This is a genomic window from Pseudomonas massiliensis (genome assembly GCF_000826105.1).
Classification (GTDB): domain Bacteria; phylum Pseudomonadota; class Gammaproteobacteria; order Pseudomonadales; family Pseudomonadaceae; genus Aquipseudomonas; species Aquipseudomonas massiliensis.
Window position 1 is genome coordinate 272,686 of the sequence record NZ_CCYK01000004.1, and the last position, 22,184, is coordinate 294,869.

20 protein-coding genes are annotated in these 22,184 nt (G+C 63.2%); 7 read left to right on the forward strand and 13 right to left on the reverse strand.

The window, feature by feature from the left end:
• The first annotated feature begins 142 nt into the window (after positions 1-142).
• The gene (locus tag BN1188_RS02620; protein ID WP_040259874.1) at positions 143-850 is read left to right on the forward strand and encodes a PqiC family protein; all 708 of its coding nucleotides are present in this window, start codon (positions 143-145) and stop codon (positions 848-850) included.
• A 283-nt stretch (positions 851-1,133) separates the two neighbouring features.
• On the opposite strand, the gene BN1188_RS02625 is transcribed toward BN1188_RS02620, so the two are convergent.
• Positions 1,134-2,615, reverse strand: coding sequence for a HAMP domain-containing protein (locus BN1188_RS02625; protein WP_040259675.1), 1,482 nt, complete (start codon positions 2,613-2,615; stop codon positions 1,134-1,136).
• 123 nt (positions 2,616-2,738) lie between these two features.
• Here BN1188_RS02625 and serB point away from each other — a divergent pair, with 123 nt between their 5' ends.
• Positions 2,739-3,956 (forward strand): phosphoserine phosphatase SerB, encoded by a 1,218-nt coding sequence (serB, locus tag BN1188_RS02630; RefSeq protein WP_040259676.1) that lies wholly within the window; start codon positions 2,739-2,741, stop codon positions 3,954-3,956.
• Positions 3,957-4,033: 77 nt separating this feature from the next.
• Here serB and betA read toward each other — a convergent pair whose 3' ends face one another.
• From betA to BN1188_RS02660, 6 genes are all read right to left on the reverse strand, one after another.
• Positions 4,034-5,740, reverse strand: coding sequence for a choline dehydrogenase (betA, locus tag BN1188_RS02635; protein WP_040259677.1), 1,707 nt, complete (start codon positions 5,738-5,740; stop codon positions 4,034-4,036).
• A 56-nt stretch (positions 5,741-5,796) separates the two neighbouring features.
• Entirely contained in the window at positions 5,797-7,269 is a 1,473-nt protein-coding gene (gene betB, locus BN1188_RS02640) for a betaine-aldehyde dehydrogenase (RefSeq protein ID WP_040259679.1), read from the reverse strand.
• A 69-nt stretch (positions 7,270-7,338) separates the two neighbouring features.
• Positions 7,339-7,938 carry a transcriptional regulator BetI gene (gene betI, locus BN1188_RS02645; protein WP_040259680.1) on the reverse strand — a complete coding sequence of 200 codons (600 nt, stop codon included), beginning with the start codon at positions 7,936-7,938 and terminating at the stop codon, positions 7,339-7,341.
• A 138-nt stretch (positions 7,939-8,076) separates the two neighbouring features.
• Positions 8,077-9,312: a choline ABC transporter ATP-binding protein gene (gene choV / locus BN1188_RS02650; RefSeq protein ID WP_040259681.1), complete on the reverse strand. Its 1,236-nt coding sequence runs from the start codon at positions 9,310-9,312 to the stop codon at positions 8,077-8,079.
• Positions 9,309-10,154: a choline ABC transporter permease subunit gene (gene choW, locus BN1188_RS02655; RefSeq protein WP_040259682.1), complete on the reverse strand. Its 846-nt coding sequence runs from the start codon at positions 10,152-10,154 to the stop codon at positions 9,309-9,311. Before choW ends, choV begins: the two co-directional genes overlap by 4 nt.
• A gap of 65 nt (positions 10,155-10,219) precedes the next feature.
• Positions 10,220-11,167, reverse strand: a complete 948-nt coding sequence (locus BN1188_RS02660; protein WP_040259683.1) for a choline ABC transporter substrate-binding protein — start codon at positions 11,165-11,167, stop codon at positions 10,220-10,222.
• 426 nt (positions 11,168-11,593) lie between these two features.
• Here BN1188_RS02660 and BN1188_RS02665 point away from each other — a divergent pair, with 426 nt between their 5' ends.
• Together BN1188_RS02665 and gbdR are read left to right on the forward strand one after the other, a co-directional pair.
• Complete coding sequence (locus tag BN1188_RS02665; protein WP_040259684.1) at positions 11,594-12,970, forward strand: L-serine ammonia-lyase; 1,377 nt, start codon at positions 11,594-11,596, stop codon at positions 12,968-12,970.
• A gap of 309 nt (positions 12,971-13,279) precedes the next feature.
• Positions 13,280-14,383: a choline metabolism transcriptional regulator GbdR gene (gene gbdR, locus BN1188_RS02670; RefSeq protein ID WP_040259685.1), complete on the forward strand. Its 1,104-nt coding sequence runs from the start codon at positions 13,280-13,282 to the stop codon at positions 14,381-14,383.
• Between the two features lie 227 nt (positions 14,384-14,610).
• Here gbdR and BN1188_RS02675 read toward each other — a convergent pair whose 3' ends face one another.
• The 5 genes from BN1188_RS02675 to choX all read right to left on the reverse strand — a co-directional run bounded on the left by BN1188_RS02675 (position 14,611) and on the right by choX (position 18,306).
• Positions 14,611-14,862 (reverse strand): hypothetical protein, encoded by a 252-nt coding sequence (locus BN1188_RS02675; protein ID WP_040259686.1) that lies wholly within the window; start codon positions 14,860-14,862, stop codon positions 14,611-14,613.
• Between the two features lie 107 nt (positions 14,863-14,969).
• The gene (locus BN1188_RS02680; protein ID WP_040259687.1) at positions 14,970-15,449 is read right to left on the reverse strand and encodes a thioesterase family protein; all 480 of its coding nucleotides are present in this window, start codon (positions 15,447-15,449) and stop codon (positions 14,970-14,972) included.
• On the reverse strand, positions 15,442-16,407 hold the full coding sequence (locus BN1188_RS02685; protein ID WP_040259688.1) for an L-carnitine dehydrogenase: 966 nt from the start codon (positions 16,405-16,407) through the stop codon (positions 15,442-15,444). The genes BN1188_RS02680 and BN1188_RS02685 overlap by 8 nt, the downstream gene beginning before the upstream one ends.
• 11 nt (positions 16,408-16,418) lie before the next feature.
• A complete protein-coding gene (locus BN1188_RS02690) occupies positions 16,419-17,306 on the reverse strand; it encodes a 3-dehydrocarnitine:acetyl-CoA trimethylamine transferase CdhC (RefSeq protein ID WP_040259689.1) in 888 nt (295 codons plus the stop codon).
• Between the two features lie 61 nt (positions 17,307-17,367).
• Positions 17,368-18,306 carry a choline ABC transporter substrate-binding protein gene (gene choX / locus BN1188_RS02695; RefSeq protein ID WP_040259690.1) on the reverse strand — a complete coding sequence of 313 codons (939 nt, stop codon included), beginning with the start codon at positions 18,304-18,306 and terminating at the stop codon, positions 17,368-17,370.
• A gap of 159 nt (positions 18,307-18,465) precedes the next feature.
• On the opposite strand from choX, the gene BN1188_RS02700 reads away from it, so the two are divergent.
• Positions 18,466-19,407 carry a GlxA family transcriptional regulator gene (locus tag BN1188_RS02700; protein ID WP_040259692.1) on the forward strand — a complete coding sequence of 314 codons (942 nt, stop codon included), beginning with the start codon at positions 18,466-18,468 and terminating at the stop codon, positions 19,405-19,407.
• Positions 19,408-19,931: 524 nt separating this feature from the next.
• Here the strand turns inward: BN1188_RS02700 and BN1188_RS02705 are convergent.
• On the reverse strand, positions 19,932-20,357 hold the full coding sequence (locus tag BN1188_RS02705; RefSeq protein WP_040259693.1) for a lysozyme inhibitor LprI family protein: 426 nt from the start codon (positions 20,355-20,357) through the stop codon (positions 19,932-19,934).
• Positions 20,358-20,597: 240 nt separating this feature from the next.
• Here BN1188_RS02705 and BN1188_RS02710 point away from each other — a divergent pair, with 240 nt between their 5' ends.
• Positions 20,598-21,575: a dipeptidase gene (locus BN1188_RS02710; RefSeq protein ID WP_040259694.1), complete on the forward strand. Its 978-nt coding sequence runs from the start codon at positions 20,598-20,600 to the stop codon at positions 21,573-21,575.
• Positions 21,576-21,637: 62 nt separating this feature from the next.
• Positions 21,638-22,168, forward strand: a complete 531-nt coding sequence (locus tag BN1188_RS02715) for a DUF5943 domain-containing protein (protein ID WP_040259695.1) — start codon at positions 21,638-21,640, stop codon at positions 22,166-22,168.
• The last annotated feature ends 16 nt before the right edge of the window (positions 22,169-22,184 follow it).

Sequence of the window (22,184 nt, forward strand, 5' to 3'; positions counted from 1 at the left end):
CGGATTCCGGTAGCCGGTCACTAGACGCTGGAGTCCGGCGCAGTATTCACGGATGATATGGGCCCTGTGGCGCGGACCTTATGGCGCCCATTGGCATCGGTATCACTGTGGCCCGGTCGAAGCGGGCCGCCTGGACGGAATCATGAATTTTCTGCGCCTTCCTTTCGCTGTATTGCTTACCGGTATGCTCGGCCTGGCCGGTTGCAGCATGCATCAACCCGTGGCCTTGTATCAGCTCGATAGCGGCCACCCCGGCCAGCCCAAGCAGGGCAGCGGCATGTCCGTTTTGCTGGGGCCAGTCTCCATCGCCGACTACCTGCAGCGTGAAACGCTGCTACAACGGCAGAAGGACGGTAGCCTCACCGCCGCCACCGATGGGCGCTGGGCAGGCAGCCTGAGCGCGGACATCGACCAGCTGTTGTTGCGGCAAATGGCCTGGCGTCTGGATACCCAACGGGTGGTCCTGGCACCGACCACGGCCAACTTCAATCCAGACGCCCAAGTGCTGTTGTCCATCACTCGCCTGGACTCCGGCCATGCTCAACCCGCGGTGCTGGACGCTCAATGGCGCGTGCTGGACCGCCGTGGGCAGGTTCGTGACAGCAAGCTGGTCCACCTGGAAGAGAAGCATAACGGGAGTACCACGGCTCAGGTCCAGGCCCAGGGCATGCTGCTGCAACGGCTGGCCGCGCAGATCAGCGCAGCGGTCAAGCCCCTGGCCAACCAGCCTGCCCTGGCCGACGAATCGCGCAAGCCCAGCGCCAGCCAAGTGAAGAAGGACGAGCCGGAAAAGCCGAAGATCCCTCTGGCTACGCCGGTGCGCAACAACACGGAAGTATTTCGGTTCTGACGGTTGGCCGCATTTCAGGGGATAGGGCGAGCTCGTAGACCGGCTTGCCGTCTGCTACGGCAAATACCGGATACACCCCTCGTAGCAGCCCGGCTTGCCGGCGACCGGGCATAGCGCGGTGTCAGGCCTAGTCGCGGCCAAGGCCGGCTGCTACGGCAAATACCGGATACACCCCTCGTAGCAGCCCGGCTTGCCGGCGACTGGGCATAGCGCGGTGCCCGACCTGATCGCGGCCAAGGCCGGCTGCTACGAGATGCTCCTGGAAACCCCGTTCGTTTTTCTTTTAACGGGGGCGCCGATCGGCAATGCGTGCCAGCTGCTTCTCCAGAAGCGACGGGTAGGGCTCCAGCAGGCGTTCCACACAAGAGGCGCCTTCCGGGCTGGCGATGGAGCGGATGCGTGCCCGTTGGCGGATCAGCGGGTCTTCATTGACCTTGCGCTCCACCAGCAGCAGGTTGCGGCTGTGCTGGGACAGGGCCACGGCGGCGCGGGCGGCGTCAGTGGCCACCAGGGCGGTTTGATCCAGACCTTGCAGTGAGTCGGCCAGGGCCAGGCCCAGTTGCAGCTGCAGAGTGATGCCACTGTCGGCGACTTCGATCTGCAACTCGTGACCCAACGCCCGCAGCAGTTCGCCACAGCAGATGGCGTTGGTGAGGTAATCGTCACCCCCGTCGAGGGTGTGGAACAGCACCAGGCTGCTACCGTCGACCAAGTGGTTCACATGCCCTTGGTAGAGGGACGCTGCCTGGGCCAGGAAGCCGCGATAACGGTCGAACAGTTCCTGCAAGCGCGCGCGCGGCAGGCGCTTGAGTTGTTCCTGTGAGCCGAGCTGCACTGCCAGGACCACGCTGTACTGGGGCTCGGCTGGGGCTTGCGGGGCTGCCGACATGGCCGAGGGGCCTGGCACGCTGAGGTCGCCAAGGTCGGCGAAGGCGGCGTCGTCTTCCTCGTCTTCCTCGGCCAGTACGCGACGTGGCGCGGGCTTGGGCGCGGCCCCGGTGAAGGGCGCGAAAGCAGGGGCGGCGGGCGCTTCTTCCTCGGCTTCCGGCTCTGGCTCCGGCTCTGGAGGTGGCTCGGGGGCGTACTTGGCGTGAAGGTCCCGGGCCACGTCGCCGATCTCATCCTGACGGTCGATGGCGGGCGTGTAGGGGTCGACATGGCGCAGCCACACCCGCAGTTGCAGCAGGGGGGTGGTCAGGTTGCGGCCGATGCGCAGGCTCAGGGCCAAGGCCAGGGCCAGCAGGATGGCGCTCAGAATGCCCATGCTCTGCAGGCTGATGGTCATCGGCTGCTGGAACTGGTCCATGTTCAGGCTTACCCGCAGCGTACCGGTGTTCACATCCTGGAAGGAAAGCCGCGTTTCATAGACCCCGCCGGACATGGTCATCAAGCCCGGCTTGGGCTTCTGCCCGGCTTCGGCGATCACGCGGTTGTCTCCGCTGAAGATAGCGGCATGGGCCACCAGCGGGTTCTTCACCAGATTGTTGAGCAGCACGTTCAAGCTGAGGATGTCGTTGGAAACGAGCAGCTCGGTGGCGGACACCGCTGTCTGGGTGGTCAGGCTCTGGCCCACCGCGTCGGCCTGGTCATGCATGGCCTGCTTGAATTGCAGGCCCATCACGCAGGCGTAGATCAGCAGCGCCACCGCGACCAGAATCACGTTGTGGGTAGCAATGCGCAGTGCTATCGGTACGCGGCGGTGACGCAGGGCACGGAAGATCAGCAGGAAGAAATTATCGTTTTTGACTGGCGTGGGCCGGTTCACTGCGCTCGGCTCTTGAGGCTGTAAGGTGCTGCGCAGTATAGCGAGCGACCCCTGGGGTTCAAAGCGCCCGTGGGCACCGAAACTGGGTAGAATGCGCTTTTTTTGCCAATATCGAGGTGGGCTTTGCGCGAATTCGTCCTCATCACCGTCAGTGGCCAGGATCGGCCGGGGCTGAGCGCCGAGCTCACCGGCGTGCTTGCCGACGCGGATCTCAAGCTGCTGGATGTCGCCCAGGCGGTACTGCATGGCAACCTGAGCCTGGCGGTCATGGCGCAAGCCAGTAGCGCACCGGCCCTGGAAGCACTGGTCGACCGTTTGCGTGGCCTCGGCACCGATTCGGCCCTGAGCGTACAGGCCCAACGGCTGGACCTGGCCGGCTACGAGCACTGGGCCCAGGCACAGGACCGGCCGCGCTACGTGTTGAGCCTGCTCAGCCATGGCCTGAACGCCGCCCAGCTACGTCAGGTAAGCGACATCATCGAGCGGCATGGCCTGGCCATCGAGCGTATCGACCGTCTTTCCCGCCCCTTGGCGGTGTCTTCGCAAACGCCTGCCATTGGCCACGGCTGTATCGAGCTACGCCTGCAGGGCACCCCCCTGGACGCCGAGGCCCTGCGTGCCGAGCTATTGAGCGCTGCCCAGGACCTGGACGTGGACCTGGGCCTGCAGCTGGATGACCTCAATCGCCGCCATCGCCGCCTGGCTGTGTTCGACATGGACTCTACCTTGATCCAGGCCGAAGTGATCGACGAGCTGGCCAAGGCTGCCGGTGTCGGTGATCGGGTAGCGGCCATCACCGAGCGCGCGATGCGTGGTGAAATCGATTTCCGCGCCAGCTTCACCGAGCGCATGGCCCTGCTCAAGGGGCTGGACGTCTGCGTATTGGACGAGATCGGTGCCTCCCTGCGCCTGACCGATGGCGCCGAGGCGCTGTTCGCCGGGCTCAAGCGCCTGGGCTACAAGACAGCGATTCTGTCGGGCGGCTTTACCTACTTTGCCCAGCAGGTACAAGCCCGGCTTGGCATCGACTACGTCTACGCCAACGAGCTGCAGGTCGAGGACGGCAAATGTACCGGGGTGGCGGTGGAGCCTATCGTCGATGCCCAGCGCAAGGCCGAACTGCTGCGCGAGCTGGCCGCCCGGGAAGGCCTGACCCTGGAACAAACCATCGCCGTGGGCGATGGCGCCAATGACTTGCCCATGCTGGGCCTGGCCGGGTTGGGCGTGGCCTTTCGCGCCAAGCCGCTGGTCAAGGCTTCGGCCAGGCAGGCCATCTCTACCCTGGGGCTTGAGGGTGTACTGTACCTGCTGGGGGTGGAAGAGCGCTTGCTGCAAGGTTGAACCCCGAGGCAACGAAGCTGGCGAATCGAGTAGGCTTTCCCAGCCCTATTCGCCAGCTCGCATTGACTCTACGGGCTTCAGGCCGTTGCGGTTTCGGCGACCGGCCGCATCGGCGCTTCGCGTACCGGCGCATCCCCGGCCACGTAGTAACTGGCGGTGCTACGTGCCAAGGGCTGGCGGCCACGGATGCGGTCGGCAATCTTCTCGGCGATCATGATGGTCGGCGCGTTCAGGTTGCCGGTGGTGATGATCGGCATGATCGAAGCATCAACCACGCGCAGGCCCTGCAGGCCGTGAACGCGGCCCTGGTCGTCCACCACCGCCATGTCGTCCGTGCCCATCTTGCAAGAACAGGAGGGGTGGAAGGCGGTCTCGGCATGTTCACGCACGAACGCATCCAGCTCCTCATCGCTCTGCACATCGATACCTGGGGATATCTCGCGACCACGGTACGGGTCCAGCGCCGGCTGCGCCATGATCTCGCGGGTAATGCGGATCGCGTCGCGAAACTCCTGCCAGTCCTGCTCGGTGGACATGTAGTTGAACAGGATGCTCGGGTGTTTGCGTGGGTCGCGGGAGGTAATGCGCACGCGGCCCCGGCTAGGGGAGCGCATGGAGCCGACATGGGCCTGGAAGCCATGCTCCTTCACCCCATTGCTGCCGTTGTAGTTAATGGCGACCGGCAGGAAGTGATACTGGATGTTAGGCCAGGCGAACTCCGGCCGGCTGCGAATGAATCCCCCGGCCTCGAACTGGTTGCTGGCACCGATGCCGGTGCCGTTGAACATCCATTCGGCACCGATGGCCGGCTGGTTCCACCATAGCAGCGAAGGGTAGAGCGAGACCGGTTGCTTGCAGGCGTACTGCAAGTACATTTCCAGATGGTCCTGCAGGTTCTCGCCCACGCCCGGCAGATCATGCACCAGGGGAACGCCTTGCTCCTTGAGCAACGGTGCCGCGCCTACCCCGGAGCGCTGAAGAATCTGCGGCGAGGCGATGGCGCCCGCGCACAAAAGCACTTCGCGACGTGCCCGTACCTCGGTGGGGCTGGTGGCGTCGCCCTCGAGGTAGGCTACGCCCACGGCGCGCTTGCCCTCGAACAGGATGCGATCGGTCAGGGCGTGGGTGACGATGGTCAGGCTGTCACGGCGCTTGGCCTGATCCAGGTAGCCACGGGCCGTGCTGGCGCGACGGCCCTTGGGGGTCACGGTGCGGTCCATGGGGCCGAAGCCTTCCTGCTGGTAGCCATTGAGGTCATCGGTGCGCGGATAGCCCGCTTGCACCCCAGCCTCGACCATGGCGGCGAACAATGGGTTGTTGCCGGGTTTGGGTGTGGTCACGCTAACGGGGCCGTCTCCACCGTGATAATCGTTGGGGCCGATATCCCGGGTTTCCGCCTTGCGGAAATAGGGCAGGCAATCCAGGTACGTCCAGTTGTCCAGACCCGGTAGCGCCGCCCAGCCGTCATAGTCCAGGGCATTGCCGCGGATATAGCACATGCCGTTGATCAGCGATGAGCCGCCCAGCCCCTTGCCCCGTCCACACTCCATTCGACGGTTGTTCATATGGGGCTCAGGGTCGGTTTCATAGGCCCAGTTGTAGCGGCGGCCCTGCAATGGGAAGGCGAGGGCGGCCGGCATCTGGGTACGGAAGTCCATGCGGTAGTCCGGGCCACCGGCTTCGAGCAGTAGCACGCTTACCCCAGGATCTTCGGTCAGCCGCGTGGCCAGAACGTTACCGGCCGAGCCGGCACCGATGATGATGTAGTCGTATTCTTTGGTCATAGGGCACCTTTTGGATGCAGGCGGCCTGCTCGGCAGGCCGCGGACAAATAGCGGCCTCAGAACACCGAGGCGTAGTCACCCAGTTCCACTTGCACGGACTTGACGCGCGTGTACTGGGCCAGGGCAGCGATGCCGTTCTCGCGGCCGACACCGGACTGCTTGTAGCCACCGACCGGCATCTGCGCTGGCGATTCACCCCAGGCGTTGATCCAGCAGATGCCGGCTTCGAGCTGGTGGATCAGGCGATGGGCGCGGTTGAGGTCCGGCGTGACCACGCCAGCGGCCAGGCCGAAGTCCGTATCATTGGCGCGGCGAACCACTTCGTCTTCACTGTCGTAGGCCAGGATGCTCATCACCGGCCCGAAGATCTCCTCGCGAACGATGGTCATCTGGTCCGTGCAGTCGGTGAACACCGTGGGCGCCACGTATGCGCCCCGGGCCAGCGGGCCTTCGCTCAGGCGCTCGCCGCCGCAGAGCAGACGTGCCCCTTCAGCCTTGCCCTTGGCGATATAGCCCAGCACGCTCTCCATGTGCTGGAAGCTCACCAGCGGGCCGAAGTTGGTGGTTTCAGCCTGCGGGTCGCCTACCCGGATACGCCGCACCCGCTCGAGCACCTTGGCCTCGAAGGCCGCTTTCAGCGAAGTGGGGATGAACACCCGGGTACCGTTGGTGCACACCTGGCCCGAGCTGTAGAAGTTGGCCATCATGGCGATGTCGGCAGCCTTGTCCAGGTCGGCATCGGCGCAGATGATCAGCGGCGATTTCCCGCCCAGCTCCATGGTCACTTCCTTGAGCGAAGAGCTCGAAGCGCTGGCCATGACCTTCTTGCCGGTGTCGGTGCCGCCGGTGAACGACACTTTCTCGATGCGCGGGTGCTCGGTCAGCCAAGTGCCCACTTCGCGGCCGCTGCCGGTCAGTACGTTGAACACGCCAGCGGGCAGGCCGGCTTCGGTGTAGATCTCCGCGAGCTTGAGCGTGGTCAGGGAGGTGACTTCACTGGGTTTGAAGATCATGGCGTTACCCGCCGCCAATGCCGGCGCGGATTTCCACAATGCGATCTGGATGGGGTAGTTCCACGCTCCGATGCCAGCAGTAACGCCCAGGGGTTCGCGGCGGGTGTAGACGAAGGAAGTCTCGCGCAGGGGAATCTGCTCGCCCTCGATGGCGGGTACCAGGCCGGCGTAGTATTCCAGCACGTCGGCGCCAGTGACGATGTCCACATAGCGGGTTTCCGAATAGGCTTTGCCAGTGTCCAGGGTTTCCAGCATCGCCAGCTCATCGTTACGCTCGCGTAGCAGGTCGACCGCACGGCGCAGGATGCGCGAGCGCTCCATGGCGGTCATCCCCGCCCAGATCTTCTGGCCTTTCTCCGCACTGGCCACGGCTTTCTCGACATCGGCGGCGGTAGCGCGCTGTACCTGTGCCAGCACTTCACCGGTGGCCGGGTTGATGGCATCGAAGACGCGATCGTCGCTGGCGTCCACGTAGCCGCCATCGATATAGAGTTTTTGCAATCCGAAACGGGCCATGTCGTTCCTCGCTTGAGTTCTGGGGCGCCAGCAGACGTCGGCGCCGGTTAAAGGCGATAGGCCACCGGTTCAGGCGGTGGGCGCTTGCTTCGCCAGTTGCAGGTCCAGGTATTCGTAGGCGATGCGCAGTGCCTGGTCGGTGTCGAAGGCATCGCCGGACAGCGCGCCACGCAGCCAGAGGCCATCGATCAGGGCCGCCAACCCGCGGGCGGCCGCGCGGGCCTGGTCCACTGGAAGTACCCGCCGGAATTGGCAGCACAGGTTGGAATACAGGCGGTGGTCATTGATGCGCTGCAGACGATGCAGCGAAGGCTGGTGCATGCTCGCTGCCCAGAACGCCAGCCAGGTCTTCATGGCGGCGCCGTTGACCTGGCTGGCGTCGAAGTTGCCCTCGATGATCACCCTCAGGTGAGCCCGAGGTCTCTCTTCCCGCAACGCCTGGCGCCGGGCGGCCACGCTGGTGGCCAGGGCACGCATCAGGTAACCCATGGTGGCCTCTATCAGGCCGTTCTTGTCCTGGAAATAATGGCTGATGATGCCGTTGGAGACGCCAGCGGTCTTGGCGATCACTCCGATGCTGGCGTCGGCCATGCCTACCTGGTCGACGGCCTGCAGCGTGGCCTCGATCAACTGCTGGCGACGTATGGGCTGCATTCCGACCTTGGGCACGGGCTGATCTCCTGGCTGGACACTTCAATGGCATCGACCAGGGCAGTCTATTTTATTTTGATTGATCGTTCAAATAAGAATAGATGGCTGCTTTTCATCAGCGGCGGCCGCCCAGTCTGTCTGGCGACCGTCTCGGTTTCAGTTGGCTTTGCGCAAGGGAACGACCGCATCGTTGCGCGCAGCGGGTTGCGCCGGCTGGCCCAGGCTTTTGCCAAGCAGCGCGTGGTACAGCTCGGTATCGCCAAGAATGCCGATGATCTGGTTATGTTCATGCAACACCAGCTTGTTGCCGGTGTGATAGCGGATCTCCAGCGCTTCGCGCATGCCGATGTCCGAACTGACTAGCGTGGGATGCCGCCCCAGGTTCTCCACCGGTTGCCCGGGATGCCAGCTCTGTACGTTCAAGGGCAGGTCACCCATGCGGGCGCTCTTGAGGGCGTTCTGTTCGCCAAGGCTCAGCCAGATATTGCTGCCTGGGTCCAGGCACACGTCATTGTCCAGGTGCTTGCAGGCTGCCAGGGGCCGCATCAGGCTGCGGCCACAGAGCACATTCAATGGGTTGGTATGGGCCACGAAGGTACGCACGTAGTCGTCGGCCGGGTTGAGCACGATTTCTTCCGGGCGTGAATACTGGATGATCTTGCCGTCTTTCATGATGGCGATACGGCTACCCAGCTTGAGAGCCTCGTCCAGGTCGTGGCTCACGAACACGATGGTTTTCTGCAACTTGCGCTGCAGGTCCAGTAGTTCATCCTGCAAGCCCTGGCGAATGAGCGGGTCGAGGGCGGAGAAGGGTTCGTCCATCAACAGGATGTCCGCGTCCATGGCCAGCGCGCGTGCGAGGCCCACCCGCTGTTGCATGCCACCCGAGAGCTCGTCGGGCTTTTTGTTGCGCCATTGGGTCAGGCCCACCAGCTCCAGTTTCTCGTCCACCAGGCGGCGACGCTCCTCTGCGGGCCGGCCCTGCATCTCCAGGCCGAAGCTGATGTTTTCCCGCACGGTCAGCCACGGCATGAGCGCGAATTTCTGGAACACCATGGCGATACGCTTGGTGCGCATCATTTTCAGTTCCGCGGCGGTACAGGAGGCAATATCGATCTGAGTGCCTTCGTGCTCGACGAACAGTTTGCCACGGCTGACTCTGTTCAACCCGTTGATGCAGCGCAGCAGGCTGGACTTGCCTGAGCCGGACAGCCCCATCAGCACACAGATCTCGCCCTTGTTCACTTCCAGGTTGGCTTTTTCCACACCCACCACATGCCCGGTGCGCTTGAGAATTTCCGGCCGGCTAAGGCCTTCGTCCAGCAACTTGAGGGCCTCCTTGGGGTGCTTGCTGAATACGACGTCCACGTCTTCGAAGCGAATGATGCTCATGCGTCACCTCCGATCTTTACATCGGGCTGTTTGCAGATCCGGTCGAGCATGATGGCCAGTAGCACAATGGCCAGGCCCGCTTCGAACCCCAGGGCGATATCGGCGGTATTGAGTGCGTTGACTACCGGCTTGCCCAGGCCATCGGCGCCCACCAGGGCAGCGATCACCACCATGGACAGCGACAGCATGATGCATTGGGTTACCCCGGCGGCGATGCTGGGCATGGCATGGGGTAATTCGATCCGCGTGAGCAGTTGGCGGCGCGAACAACCGAAGGCTTTGCCAGCGTCCATGAGCTCATGAGGCACGTCGCAGATACCCAGGTAAGTCAGGCGAATAGGCGCGGCAATGGCGAATACCACCGTGGAGATGAGCCCGGGCACCACGCCCAGGCCGAACAGTGTCAGGGTCGGGATCAGGTATACGAAGGTGGGCACGGTTTGCATCAGGTCCAGCACCGGCCGCATGAGGGTGTAGAACAACGGATGGTGGGCCGCGACTATGCCCAGCGGCACGCCGATGGCCACGCACACCACAGTGGCGAAGGTCACCTGGGCGAGGGTTTCCATGGTCTCCTGCCAGTAGCCCAGGTTGAGAATCAGCAGGAACGACAAGGCCACGAACACGGCCAGACTGATCTTGCGCTGGATCAGATAAGCCAGCCCGGCGAAGATCGCCACCAGGGCCAGTGGGGGGAACCAGGTAAGCATTGCCGTAAGGCCGTGGATCATGGCTTCGAGGCTGGAGGCGATCCAGTCGAACACACTGGCGCCGTGTTGGGTCAGCCAGTCGACGAAGGCGGCTATATGCTCGCCAAGCGGGAGTTTATGGTCTGTCAGCATGGTATGAGCACCTACCTGCGCAGTGATGGGAAGATCCGGCAGGTTGGCCTGCCGGGTATCGGCAGTTACTGGGTCAATCTGGCCCGGGCGGCTTCCAGGCCCGGCTGGCCATCTCGCGTGGTCACGCCGGCCAGCCAGGTATCGAGCACCTCCGGGTTTTTCTTCAGCCAGGCCTTGGCGGCGGCGTCCGGCTTCATCTTGTCATCCAGCACGTTGCCCATCAGCCCGCTTTCCATGCTCAGGCTGAACGACAGGTTCTTCAGCAACTGGCCCACGTTGGGGCATTCCTGCACGTAGCCCTTGCGGGTATTGGTATAGATGGTGGCCTGGCCGAAGTTCGGGCCGAAGAAGTCATCCCCACCGGTAAGGTATTTGATCTTGAAGCGCGTGTTCATGGGGTGGGGTTCCCAGCCCAGGAAGACGATGCCGCCGTGGCGCTTCTGGGCGCGGTCCACCTGGGCGAGCATGCCGGCCTCGCTGGACTCTACCAGCTTGAAGCCTGCGTCCTTGAGGCCGAAGGCATTCTTGTCGATCATCGACTCAATCAAGCGGTTGCCATCGTTGCCTGGCTCGATGCCGTAGATCTTGCCATCGAGCTGGTCCTTGAACTTGGGCAGATCGGCAAAATCCTTGAGCCCCTGGCTCCACAGCTCTTCGGGCACGGCCAGGGTATACTTGGCGTTCTCCAGGTTGGCGCGCACGGTTTCCACCGTACCGGCTTCACGGTAGGGCTTGATGTCGTTTTCCATGGTGGGCATCCAGTTGCCCAGGAAAACGTCCATGTTCTTGCCATCGGCCAGCGATTTGTAGGTCACCGGCACCGAGATCATCGTGGTTCTGGTCTTGTAGCCCAGCGATTGCAACACCGCGCTGGTGACGGCCGTGGTCACGGTGATGTCGGTCCAGCCTACGTCCGAGAAATTGACGGTGCCGCATTGCTCCGGCTCGGCGGCCTGGGCCGCCAACGGCAAACACAACGCGGCGGCCAGCAATAGCGATGGTACGGATCTCATCGGGTGGACTCCTTGGTGTTTTCTATGCGGCTGACGCCGTTCTCGTGTGCGTTGCAAGCGCCAGGGTGGCGCGGCCAGGCAGAGGTTCTGCCATCAGGCCAGGCTCGCGGCACGGGCGGGGCGCTTTCGATCATCCAACAGCGCCGGGCAAACGCCTACTGGGTGAGTCGTATCCAGTACAGGCAGAGTCGTATCCAGTGCCGATGAGGTCGTATCCGGTGCGCCAGGGCATGCCCCAGCCTTTTGAGCGGCTATGGCCTGATAAAAACGACCTTTCTCGGCCAGGGCGTTGTTGGGCAAGGCTGGGTCGGTTGCAGACGCCCTGGGGCTCGGCAAAAGCCCAATGATGCCGCCAACGCGCGGCGGTCGAGCCTTTAACCGTCGTCTTCACCGGGCCTTCGCGCCCATGCAGGAGGTTCGCCGGTCATGGCTATCAGCGTGTTCGACCTGTTCAAGATTGGCATTGGGCCGTCCAGTTCCCACACGGTGGGGCCCATGCGGGCCGCGGCGTTGTTCACCCAGGCGTTGCGCGAGCGCAAGGTGCTGGCCCGGGTCCGGCGGGTAGAAGCGAGGCTGTACGGGTCGCTTTCCGCCACAGGGGTGGGGCACGGCACCGATAACGCCGTGATCATGGGGCTCAATGGCGCCTGGCCCGACAGCGTGGACCCGCGCGCCATCCTGCCAACCGTGAACCAGGTGAAGAACGCTGGGCAACTGATGCTGGATGGCCGCTACCCAGTGGCTTTCGACTGGATGCGAGACATGCGGCTGCTGGAGGAGAGCCTGCCGTACCATCCGAACGCGATGACCTTGCTGGCCGAAGGTGAAAACCAAGTGTTGCTGGAAGAAACCTATTACTCGGTAGGTGGCGGTTTCGTGGTCGATGCAGCTCAGGCCGCGGCGGGTGGCTCAGGCAGCGATACCACGGAACTGCCCTATGACTTTCATAGCGCCGCCGAGTTGTTGCGCCTTTGCCAGCTCCATGGGTTGAGCGTATCGGCCCTGATGCTGGAAAACGAAAAGGTGTGGCGCAGCGAGGCGGATATCCGCGCAGGGTTGCTGCGGCTGTGGCAGGCCATGCAAGACTGCGTTCACCAAGGACTGGCCGAGGAGGGCATATTGCCCGGCGGGCTGGCGGTACGCCGGCGGGCAGCGCGCCTGCATCGCAGCCTCCAGGACCTGGGCAAGCCGAACGTGATCGGCTCGACCCTGACCGCCATGGAATGGGTGAACCTGTTCGCTTTGGCGGTGAACGAAGAAAATGCCGCTGGTGGCCGCATGGTTACCGCACCCACCAACGGGGCGGCGGGCATCATTCCCGCTGTGCTGCATTACTACATGAAGTTCAGCGAGCAGCCCAGCGAGGACGATATCGTCAGGTTCTTCCTGGCCGCTGCCGCGGTGGGCATCCTGTGCAAGAAGAATGCGTCCATCTCTGGCGCCGAAGTGGGCTGCCAAGGCGAAGTGGGCTCTGCCTGCGCCATGGCCGCCGCCGGCCTGGCCGAAGTGCTGGGGGCAACCCCGGAACAACTTGAGAACGCCGCCGAGATTGGCCTGGAGCACAATCTTGGCCTGACCTGCGACCCGGTAGGCGGCCTGGTGCAGGTACCCTGTATCGAGCGCAATGCCATTGCCGCGGTGAAGGCCATCAACGCCGCGCAGATGGCCCTGCGCGGCGATGGCAATCATTTCATTTCCCTGGATCGGGTAATCCGCACCATGCGCGACACCGGGGCCGACATGCATGACAAGTACAAGGAAACGTCTCGCGGCGGCCTGGCCGTCAGTACCGTGGAGTGCTAGCCGACGCCCTGCGCATCGCTGGCCCTTTCCATCAGCGCCTCGGATGCATCGCTTGGTGACACCCGCTGCGCTATCAGCCCCGTTTTAGCGCGCTTGCTGCTACGGAATTGCCCATAGCGGCAATGGCACTTTGAGGTCAACGCGTCCAGGGCCTGGCCTCCCTCTCCTTGCCAGACTGTTTGCGACGTCGTTTTCAGGCGTCGTTGAACGGCTGTTCAAAGTTCGGCATGGCAATTGCTCCATGCCAAAGGAAGAAAACAAGAGCCAGTGCTTCTGGCCACCTTTGCCTGAACGAGAGGAGATACCGCGATGACGTTGTCCAACGCCGGGGCTCAACCCCAGAACCGCGCGCCCCAGTCCATCGGCTTCCTGCTACTGGATAACTTCACGCTCATCTCCCTCGCTTCGGCCGTCGAGCCTTTGCGCATGGCTAACCAGCTTTCAGGGCGCGAGCTGTATCGTTGGACGACCTTGAGCGTGGATGGTGGCCAGGTCTGGGCCAGCGATGGCTTGCAGATCACCCCCGACGCGGCCATGCACCAGGCGCCGGCCATCGACACGGTGATCGTCTGTGGCGGGGTGGGGATTCAACGCGCGGTCAAGCGCGAGCATGTCACTTGGCTGCAGAGCCAGGCGCGACAATCGCGCCGCCTGGGTGCCGTTTGCACCGGCAGCTGGGCTCTGGCCTGTGCCGGCTTGCTCGACGGCTTCGATTGCAGCGTGCATTGGGAGTGCCTGGCAGCGATGCAGGAGGCGTTCCCCAAGGCAAACGTGAGCACCCGGTTGTTCACCCTGGACCGTAACCGTTTCACCAGTTCCGGCGGCACCGCGCCCCTCGACATGATGCTGCACCTGATCAGCCGCGACCATGGTCGAGAACTCTCCGCCGCCATTTCCGAGATGTTCGTCTACGAGCGTATCCGCAATGAACAGGATCATCAGCGCATCCCGCTCAAGCATATGCTGGGTACCAACCAGCCCAAGCTGCAGGAGATCGTGGCCCTGATGGAGGCCAACCTGGAGGAGCCCATCGATCTGGACGAACTGGCGGTATACGTCTCGGTGTCGCGGCGCCAGTTGGAGCGGTTGTTCCAGAAGTACCTGCATTGCTCGCCGTCACGCTATTACCTGAAGCTGCGATTGATCCGGGCGCGGCAGTTGCTCAAGCAAACGCCCATGTCGATCATCGAGGTGGCCTCGGTATGCGGGTTCGTGTCTACCCCACACTTCTCCAAATGCTATCGGGAATACTTCGGCATTCCACCGCGCGACGAGCGGGTCGGTTCCAACACCAGCCAGCCCGTGGCCCTATTGCCCATTCCCCAGGCCGCGGTGCTGGCGCCGCTGTCCGGCCCGTTGGCCGCCCTCAGCCAGGCGCGAAACGAGTCGACCTTCGCCAGCGTTCGTTTATGACCGCCCGCAATGATTTTCGTAACCGAGCTAGCCACCCTGGCTTGCCCGCGACAGGGTTCAACGGGGATGGGGCCCGGTATCGGCGGTAGCGGCCGAACTTGCTCGCGACAGGGTTTGACCTTCATTACCCCGGGTCGCCGCCAAGGCGGGCTGCTACAGGGAGGGGGCGCCGGCCTTGGCAGCAGCAGGCCTGCCCCCCACCATATCCAGCCAACGCAGCTAATGTGTTATCGGGCGAAAGAAGCCAGCGCCGGCAGCAGGTTGCGGTCAATGGCCTGGCGTACCGCGGGCAGCAAGGTCGCGCGGCCGCCGAGCAGTTGCTCCACCATACCGCGTAGCGCCTTGGCGCGGTGGGCATCCAGGCCACGTACCGCACACTCGCAGGCTTGCTCGGCAGTGGCTCCGGCCGGCATCTCGAAACCCAGGGCGCGCAACTGCCCCAGCAGGTCTTCCTGGTCTATCAAGTCGGTGTGCATCATGGCTCGGCTTCCTTCGTCGAGTGGATTGGCCGATTGTGTTCAGGCCCAGGCCGCCGGGCAATAGGCGTTCGCTGTGAATGGCAGCCGTGGGCACGAAGGAGTCGTTTTCAGCCAAGCCCCACGCGTTCCGGCAACGTGATGACTCGGCCGACCCAGGCTGGGCGATGTATCGGTAACGGCCACTGGGCCAGCCGCGCCAGGATGTGGTCCGAGAAGGGCGTGGCCTTGGGGCCCGCCAGGCTGACATGGAGCAACATCTGCTCGCTGGCCGCCAAGGCAGGCGAGCCCTCCGACCGGTGCAGGCTATGGTAGAGGTGAATCCGTTTGCGGTCATACCCTAATACCTGACTGCGCACCTCGATGCCTTCGTCCCGCTTCACTTCATGGAGAAAATTCAGGTGGCACTCCAGGGTGAACAGCGAGTGGCCACTGGCCTCCCGGCTCTGGGCGTCCAGGCCGATCAGGCTCATGAAGCCGTCTGTGGCATAGCTGAAAAGCAACAGGTAAAAGGCATCGCGCAAATGTCCGTTGTAGTCTGTCCACTCAGCCTGCACCGTACTCTGAAAAGTAACCCGAGGCTCAGTCATCGGCGTGGATTCCATGGTCGCGCTTGGCCTGGTGCACCGCGGCCAGTACGCCGAGCAGAGCATCGTCGCGGTAGCGCTCCAGTGTCGCGATGCTGTGCTGGCCAAGTTGTTCGACGGTCCCCTCGACCACGTCATCGATCAAACGCTCGGTCAGGGGCGGAGCGGGCAGGTACGTCCAGGGCAATTGCAACGCCGGCCCGAACTGGCGCATGAAGTGGCGCATACCTGCGTCACCCCCGGCCAGTGTGTAGGTGAGGAAGGTACCCATGAAGGACCAGCGCAAGCCGGCGCCGAAGCGAATGGCGTCGTCAATCTCACCTGTGGTCGCCACGCCATCGTTGACCAGATGCAATGCCTCCCGCCAAAGCGCTTCCAGGAGACGATCGGCGATGAAGCCCGGGACTTCCTTGCGCACGTGCAAAGGGCGCATGCCCAGGCGGCGGTAGATGACCTGGGCAGCCGTAATGGCGTCTTCGGCCGTTGCCCGGCCGCCCACAACTTCTACAAGGGGCAGCAAGTACACCGGATTGAACGGGTGCCCTACCAGGCAGCGCTCTGGGCAAGTGGCGCGGGCGAAAAACTCGCTGGGCAACAAGCCCGAGGTGCTGGAGGCGATCAAAGCATCCGGGCGCGCCGCCGCGCTGATCGCGGCATGAAGCTCCAGCTTGAGCGGCAGTTGCTCCGGCGCGCTTTCCTGGATGAAATCCGCGTCGGCTACGCAGGCTTCCAACGTAGGGGCCATTCGCAAGCGCTGCGGCGACGCGTCGGGCGCCAAGCCTTGCTTGGTCAGCGCCGGCCAAGCGTTGGCGATGCGTTGACGCAGCACCGCTTCGGCATTGGGCGCCGGGTCCCAGGCCATTACATCGAGCCCGTGAGCCAACGCGCGGGCCACCCAGCCGCTGCCGATCACACCACCTCCCAAGGCGGCGAAAGTCTTCACATCGGTAATCCAGGCCATGGCGATCGTCCTTAGTAGCGCGTGGTAAGGTTCATCTTGGCGCGGCCCTCGGCCGGGGTGAGCACCCTGGCGCCAAGACGCGTGAGGATTTCGACGGCCCGTTCCACCAATTGGCCGTTAGTCGCCAGCACGCCTTTCTCCAGCCAAAGGTTATCTTCCAGGCCCACGCGCACATTGCCGCCCAGTAGTACCGCCTGGGCCGCCATGGGCATCTGCATGCGGCCGATGCCGAACCCTGCCCAGATAGCGCCTGCCGGGAGGTTGTCCACCATGGCCTTCATGGTGGTGGTGTCCGCTGGCGCGCCCCACGGAATGCCCAGGCATAGCTGGAACAGCGGATCCTTAAGCAAGCCTTCCTTGAGCATTTGTCTGGCGAACCACAGGTGGCCGGTGTCGAAGATTTCCAGCTCTGCCTTGACCCCCAGTTCGGTAATACGGCGCGCGCCGGCGCGCAGCTGGGCCGGGGTAGACACATAGATGCTGTTGCCATCGCCGAAGTTGAGGGTGCCGCAATCCAGGGTGCATATCTCGGGCAACAAGGCCTCTACATGCGCCAGGCGAGCTAGCGGGCCGACCAGGTCGGTGCCTGGCCCAAAGGCGTTGGGTTCTTCGCCAGGGCCGATTTCCAGATCTCCGCCCATGCCGGCTGTGAGGTTGACGATGATGTCTACATCCGCTTCGCGGATACGGGTCATCACTTCCTGGTACAACGCCACATCACGGCTGAAGCGGCCGGTGGCGGGGTCCCTTACATGACAGTGCACGACGGTAGCCCCGGCTTTTGCTGCCTCCACTGCCGCCTCCGCGATCTGCTTCGGGGTAACAGGTACGTAGGGACTTTTGGCGGTGGTGTCGCCAGCCCCGGTAAGGGCACAAGTGATGATCACATCGTGGTTCATGGTATTTTCCTTGAGGCGAGCTTGCCCGTGCGCCGCTGGGCGGCGCGCAGTGCAAGAGAGATCAGTTGGTGGTCAGCTTGAGGTGAGTGTCGGCAGGCTTGCCATCGAAGGTGGTCACCCCTTCGAGCCAGCGGGCGCGGTCCTGAGGGTGTTCGGCCAGCCACTGTCGAGCAGCGCTGAGAGGATCTTTATGATCCAGGATCGGCTGCATCATCCGGCTCTCATCCGCCGCGGTGAAGTTCAGATTGTGCAGTAGCCGGTCTACATTAGGGCAGCGCTGGGCGTAATCCGGCGCGGTGACCGTCCAGACCGTGGCCTTGCCTTCGTCCGGGCCGAGGGCATCTCCGCTGCCGCTGAGGTAGGTCATGTCCAGGTTGACGTTCATGGGGTGTGGCGCCCAGCCGAAGAACACCACCGCCTCCTTGTGCTTCACTGCCCGGCTCACCGCCGAAAGCATGCCGGCCTCGCTGGATTCCACCAGCTGGAAGTCGCCCAGGCCGAAGCGGTTCTTGGCGATCATGTCTTTGATCTGAGTGTTGGCGCCTGAGCCTGGCTCGATGCCATAGAGCTTGCCGCCCAGCTGCGTCTTGAAGCGCGCGATGTCCGCGAAGGTTTTCAGGCCCTGGTCGGCCAGGTAGCTGGGCACGGCCAGGGTCGCCCTGGCATCCCCCAGGTTTGGCGCTTGTAATACGCGAACCTGCTGTTGCTCGACGAAGGGCGTCAGGGTAGCGGTCATGAGGGGGTTCCAGTAGCCCAGGAAAAGGTCCAGGCGCTGGTCGCGGATGCCCGCGAAAATGATCTGTTGAGAGGCGCTTGTCTGGCGAGTGTTGTAGCCCAGCCCGTCGAGCAGGGCCTGGGCTACGCCACTGGTGGCCATGACATCGGTCCAGTTGACCACGCCCAGGCGCACTTCCTTGCAGCTGGCCTGGTCCGCAGCCTGGGCGATGGGGAGGGCAAGAGCGCTCAGTAACAGCACACCACAGCGGATCAAACGGGTCATGGGCGAGCTCCTTCGGCATGGCGTTATGGGAAAGGGCGTCTACGCGCCTTGAAATCAGGCTACGCCCCCGCTTGCCGGTCCATCCGCACGGCGGCGACCGCCACTTGCACACTGGCGACCGCTGCGCTATTACACAGCCATTCAAGCGGAGCCTACGCCATGCCCAAGGTGTTCCATTTCCTGCTGCTCCCCGGTTTTTCCGCCTTGGGCTTCATCAGCGCCACCGAACCGTTGCGCGTGGCCAATCGTTTCTGCCCGGGGCTTTACCATTGGCGAATCCTGAGCCTGGAGAGCGGCGCCGTGCTGGCCAGTAATGGCATGTCGATCAATGCCGATGCCGGGCTCGAAACCCTGGAGCGTGGCGCGACCCTGTTCGTGGTGGCCGGTTTTGAACCACTGAAAGCCTTCTCACCGACCTTGCGTGCCTGGCTTAGGCGGGTTGCCGCGACCCAGGGCACCCTCGGCGGCATCGATACCGGCGCGTTCGTGCTGGCCGCGGCGGGGCTGCTGGACCAGGCTCGGGTCACTCTGCATTGGGAGGCGGTGGACGCCTTCCGAGAGCGCTGGCCGCAGGTTCAGGTTACCCAGGAATTATTCGAGATCGATGACCACCGCATTACCTGTGCGGGTGGCACCGCCTCTATCGACCTTATGCTGGACCTGATCAGCCAGGCCCATGGCAGCGCCTTGGCAATCCAGGTGTCCGAGCAGTTCGTACTGGGGCGAATCCGGCCGCGGCAGGACCACCAGCGCATGGCCCTGGCCTCACGCTACGGCACGCGTAATAAGAAGCTCATGCAGGTCATCGCCGCCATGGAGCAACAAACAGAGCCGCTGCTGACCACTGCCGCGCTGGCTGAATCCGTGCAGGTGACTCGGCGTCAGTTGGAACGGCTATTCCGCCTGCATTTACAGGACACGCCCAGCAATTTTTATCTCGGCCTGCGCTTGGACAAGGCCCGTCAGCTGCTGCGCCAGACCGACATGAGCGTGACTGAGGTGAGCATTGCCTGCGGCTTCGAGCTGCCGTCCTATTTTGCCCGACGCTACAAAGGGCGCTTCGGGCGACCGCCGCGAGACGATCGTTCGTTGTCTGGCTAAGCCGTCGCGCTAGCGTTGGATAACGGCGTGTTCAAACGCCTGCAGCTTCGCTCGATAAGGATTCGAATTATCAAGGTTATAGATCCCTTCCCAACGGACGACAGGTAGCCGGGTTTTCGGCGCGTGATGGTTGGGCGCAACCGCGATCTGGATCAGTCGCAGCCGCGCTGACGCATCGGTGAGTAGATGCATTTGGGGCTGCAGGTCGGTAGCCGCATTGATGTCGCTGGCAGAAGGTGCAAGGGCGTGTGCTATCCGAGCGGGTACGAATCACATGACCGACGATGGTCTTGAGCGCCTCGATGGCTTGCTCCATGGGGGATTTAGGCATCGGCAGCTGGCTCACGAACGCTTCGTTAGTCATGGTTCCCATTCCTTGAGGTGAAAGGGCAAAGAGTGCCCCGGCCCGTATCGACCCTTGCAGGTCGCGGGCACTATCGCGGGAATGGTGAGCAGCGATAACGGGCAAGCGGTTCCAGGCGCCTGCTCCGGAGCCTGGCGGGCGGTGGCGACGAGCCTGGGGGTTATTGATCCGGGGCGTCGTTTTCGTCGCCCTGGGTACCGATGGTCTGCAGGTATTCGCTGCGCTCATCGCTGCGTTGCGCCATGCAGTCGTTGAGGGCGGTCTGGCTGGAATTGCCGTCCTTGTCAGCCTCGAGTACCTCGACCGCGCAATCGGCCTCGCGTAGCTTGCGCCACAGGTCCTGGGCAGCCTTGACCTTGGCCAGATACTCCTTCAGTACCGCAGGCTGGTCGCCGTATTGAGCGCTGATCCGGGCATTGAGGCCGTTATAGGCATCGTTGAGCTCACGCTCGGCGGTTTTGCGGTTGTACACCGAGCAATCCAGGCTCTGCTGGCTGGTTTCCACGTTGTCGCAAGGGGTGGGGCCATCGTCATCGGCCTGCGCGCCCATTGCGATCAATGCCAGTATCCCTAACCACGCTTTCATTACCACGCCCCCGGCCGTACGGAAATTGTTCAGAAATTCTGGCCCATGGCCCGCCGGAAGAACAGTCGGAGCAGCGGATTTCATCTTCGGCCACGATGGCTGTCACGCCTTGACGCTTTCGGCAATCCCTCAGTCGTTTTTGCATCCGGGCCCCCTGGCGTGGGGGCATATGCTGGCCCGAAAGCGCCGGCGAACGATCCGGCCACCGCTGACAAGGGGAACCGCCTGATGAGCCCAGCCATGAGCCCAGCCGAACTGCACGCCGACAGCATCGTCATAGACGGGCTGATCATCGCCAAGTGGAACCGCGAGCTGTTCGAGGACATGCGCAAGGGGGGGCTTACCGCCGCCAATTGCACCGTGTCGGTGTGGGAAGGCTTCAAGGCCACCTGCGACAATATCGCCGCTAGCCAGAAGCTGATCCGCGAGAACAGCGACCTGGTGATGCCAGTGCGCACTACCGCTGATATCCGTCGAGCCAAGGAGCAGGGCAAGACCGGTATCCTGTTCGGCTTCCAGAACGCTCACGCTTTCGAAGATCAGCTGGGCTACGTGGAGCTGTTCAAGCAGTTGGGCGTGGGCATCGTGCAGCTGTGCTACAACACCCAGAACCTGGTGGGCACCGGCTGCTATGAGCGCGACGGCGGGCTGTCGGGCTTTGGCCGCGAGGTGGTGGCCGAGATGAACCGCGTGGGCATCATGTGCGACCTCTCTCACGTGGGTTCGAAAACGTCCGAAGAAGTGATTCTCGAATCGAAGAAGCCGGTCACCTATTCCCATTGCCTGCCCCTGGGCCTGAAGGAGCATCCGCGCAACAAATCCGACGCTGAGCTCAAGTTCATCGCCGACCATGGCGGCTTCGTCGGCGTGACCATGTTCGCGCCCTTCCTGGCCAAGGGTATCGATTCGACCATCGACGACTACGCCGAAGCCATCGAGTACGTGATGAACATCGTCGGCGAGGATGCCATCGGCATCGGCACGGACTTCACTCAGGGCCATGGTCAGGACTTCTTCGAATACCTGACCCACGACAAGGGTTACGCCCGGCGGTTGACCAACTTCGGCAAGATCATCAACCCCCTGGGCATTCGCACCGTGGGCGAATTCCCCAACCTGACCGAAACGTTGCTCAAGCGCGGCCATTCCGAGCGGGTGGTGCGCAAGATCATGGGCGAGAACTGGCTCAACGTGCTTGCGGATGTCTGGGGCGAATAGGTAATTCCCGCCGCAACACCCCTGCAAGCGACTAGAACATCTTTTGACTGGAGCTGAGTTCCATGGCCAAGCACGCCCCCGAATTGCCCATCGAAGTCGACAGCGAAACCGGCGTCTGGACCACCGACGCGCTGCCGATGCTGTACGTGCCGCGGCACTTCTTCGTGAACAACCACATGGCGATCGAAGAAGCGCTGGGCGCCGACGCCTATGCCGAGATCCTCTACAAGGCCGGCTACAAGTCGGCCTGGCACTGGTGCGAGAAGGAAGCCGAATGCCATGGCCTGGAAGGGGTAGCAGTATTCGAACACTACATGAAACGGTTGTCCCAGCGCGGCTGGGGGTTGTTCAAGATCCAGGACATCGACCTGGACAACGGCACCGCCAGCGTGAAGCTGGAGCACTCGGCGTTCGTTTACGTCTACGGCAAGGTCGGGCGCAAGGTGGACTACATGTTCACCGGCTGGTTCGCCGGGGCCATGGACCAGATCCTGGCGGCGCGTGGCAGTAGCCTGCGCACTGTGGCTGAACAAGTGTACGCAGGCTCCGAAGCGGGCCACGACGACGGCCTGTTCGTCGTCAAGCCGTTGTAACCCCGAGGATCTTGCC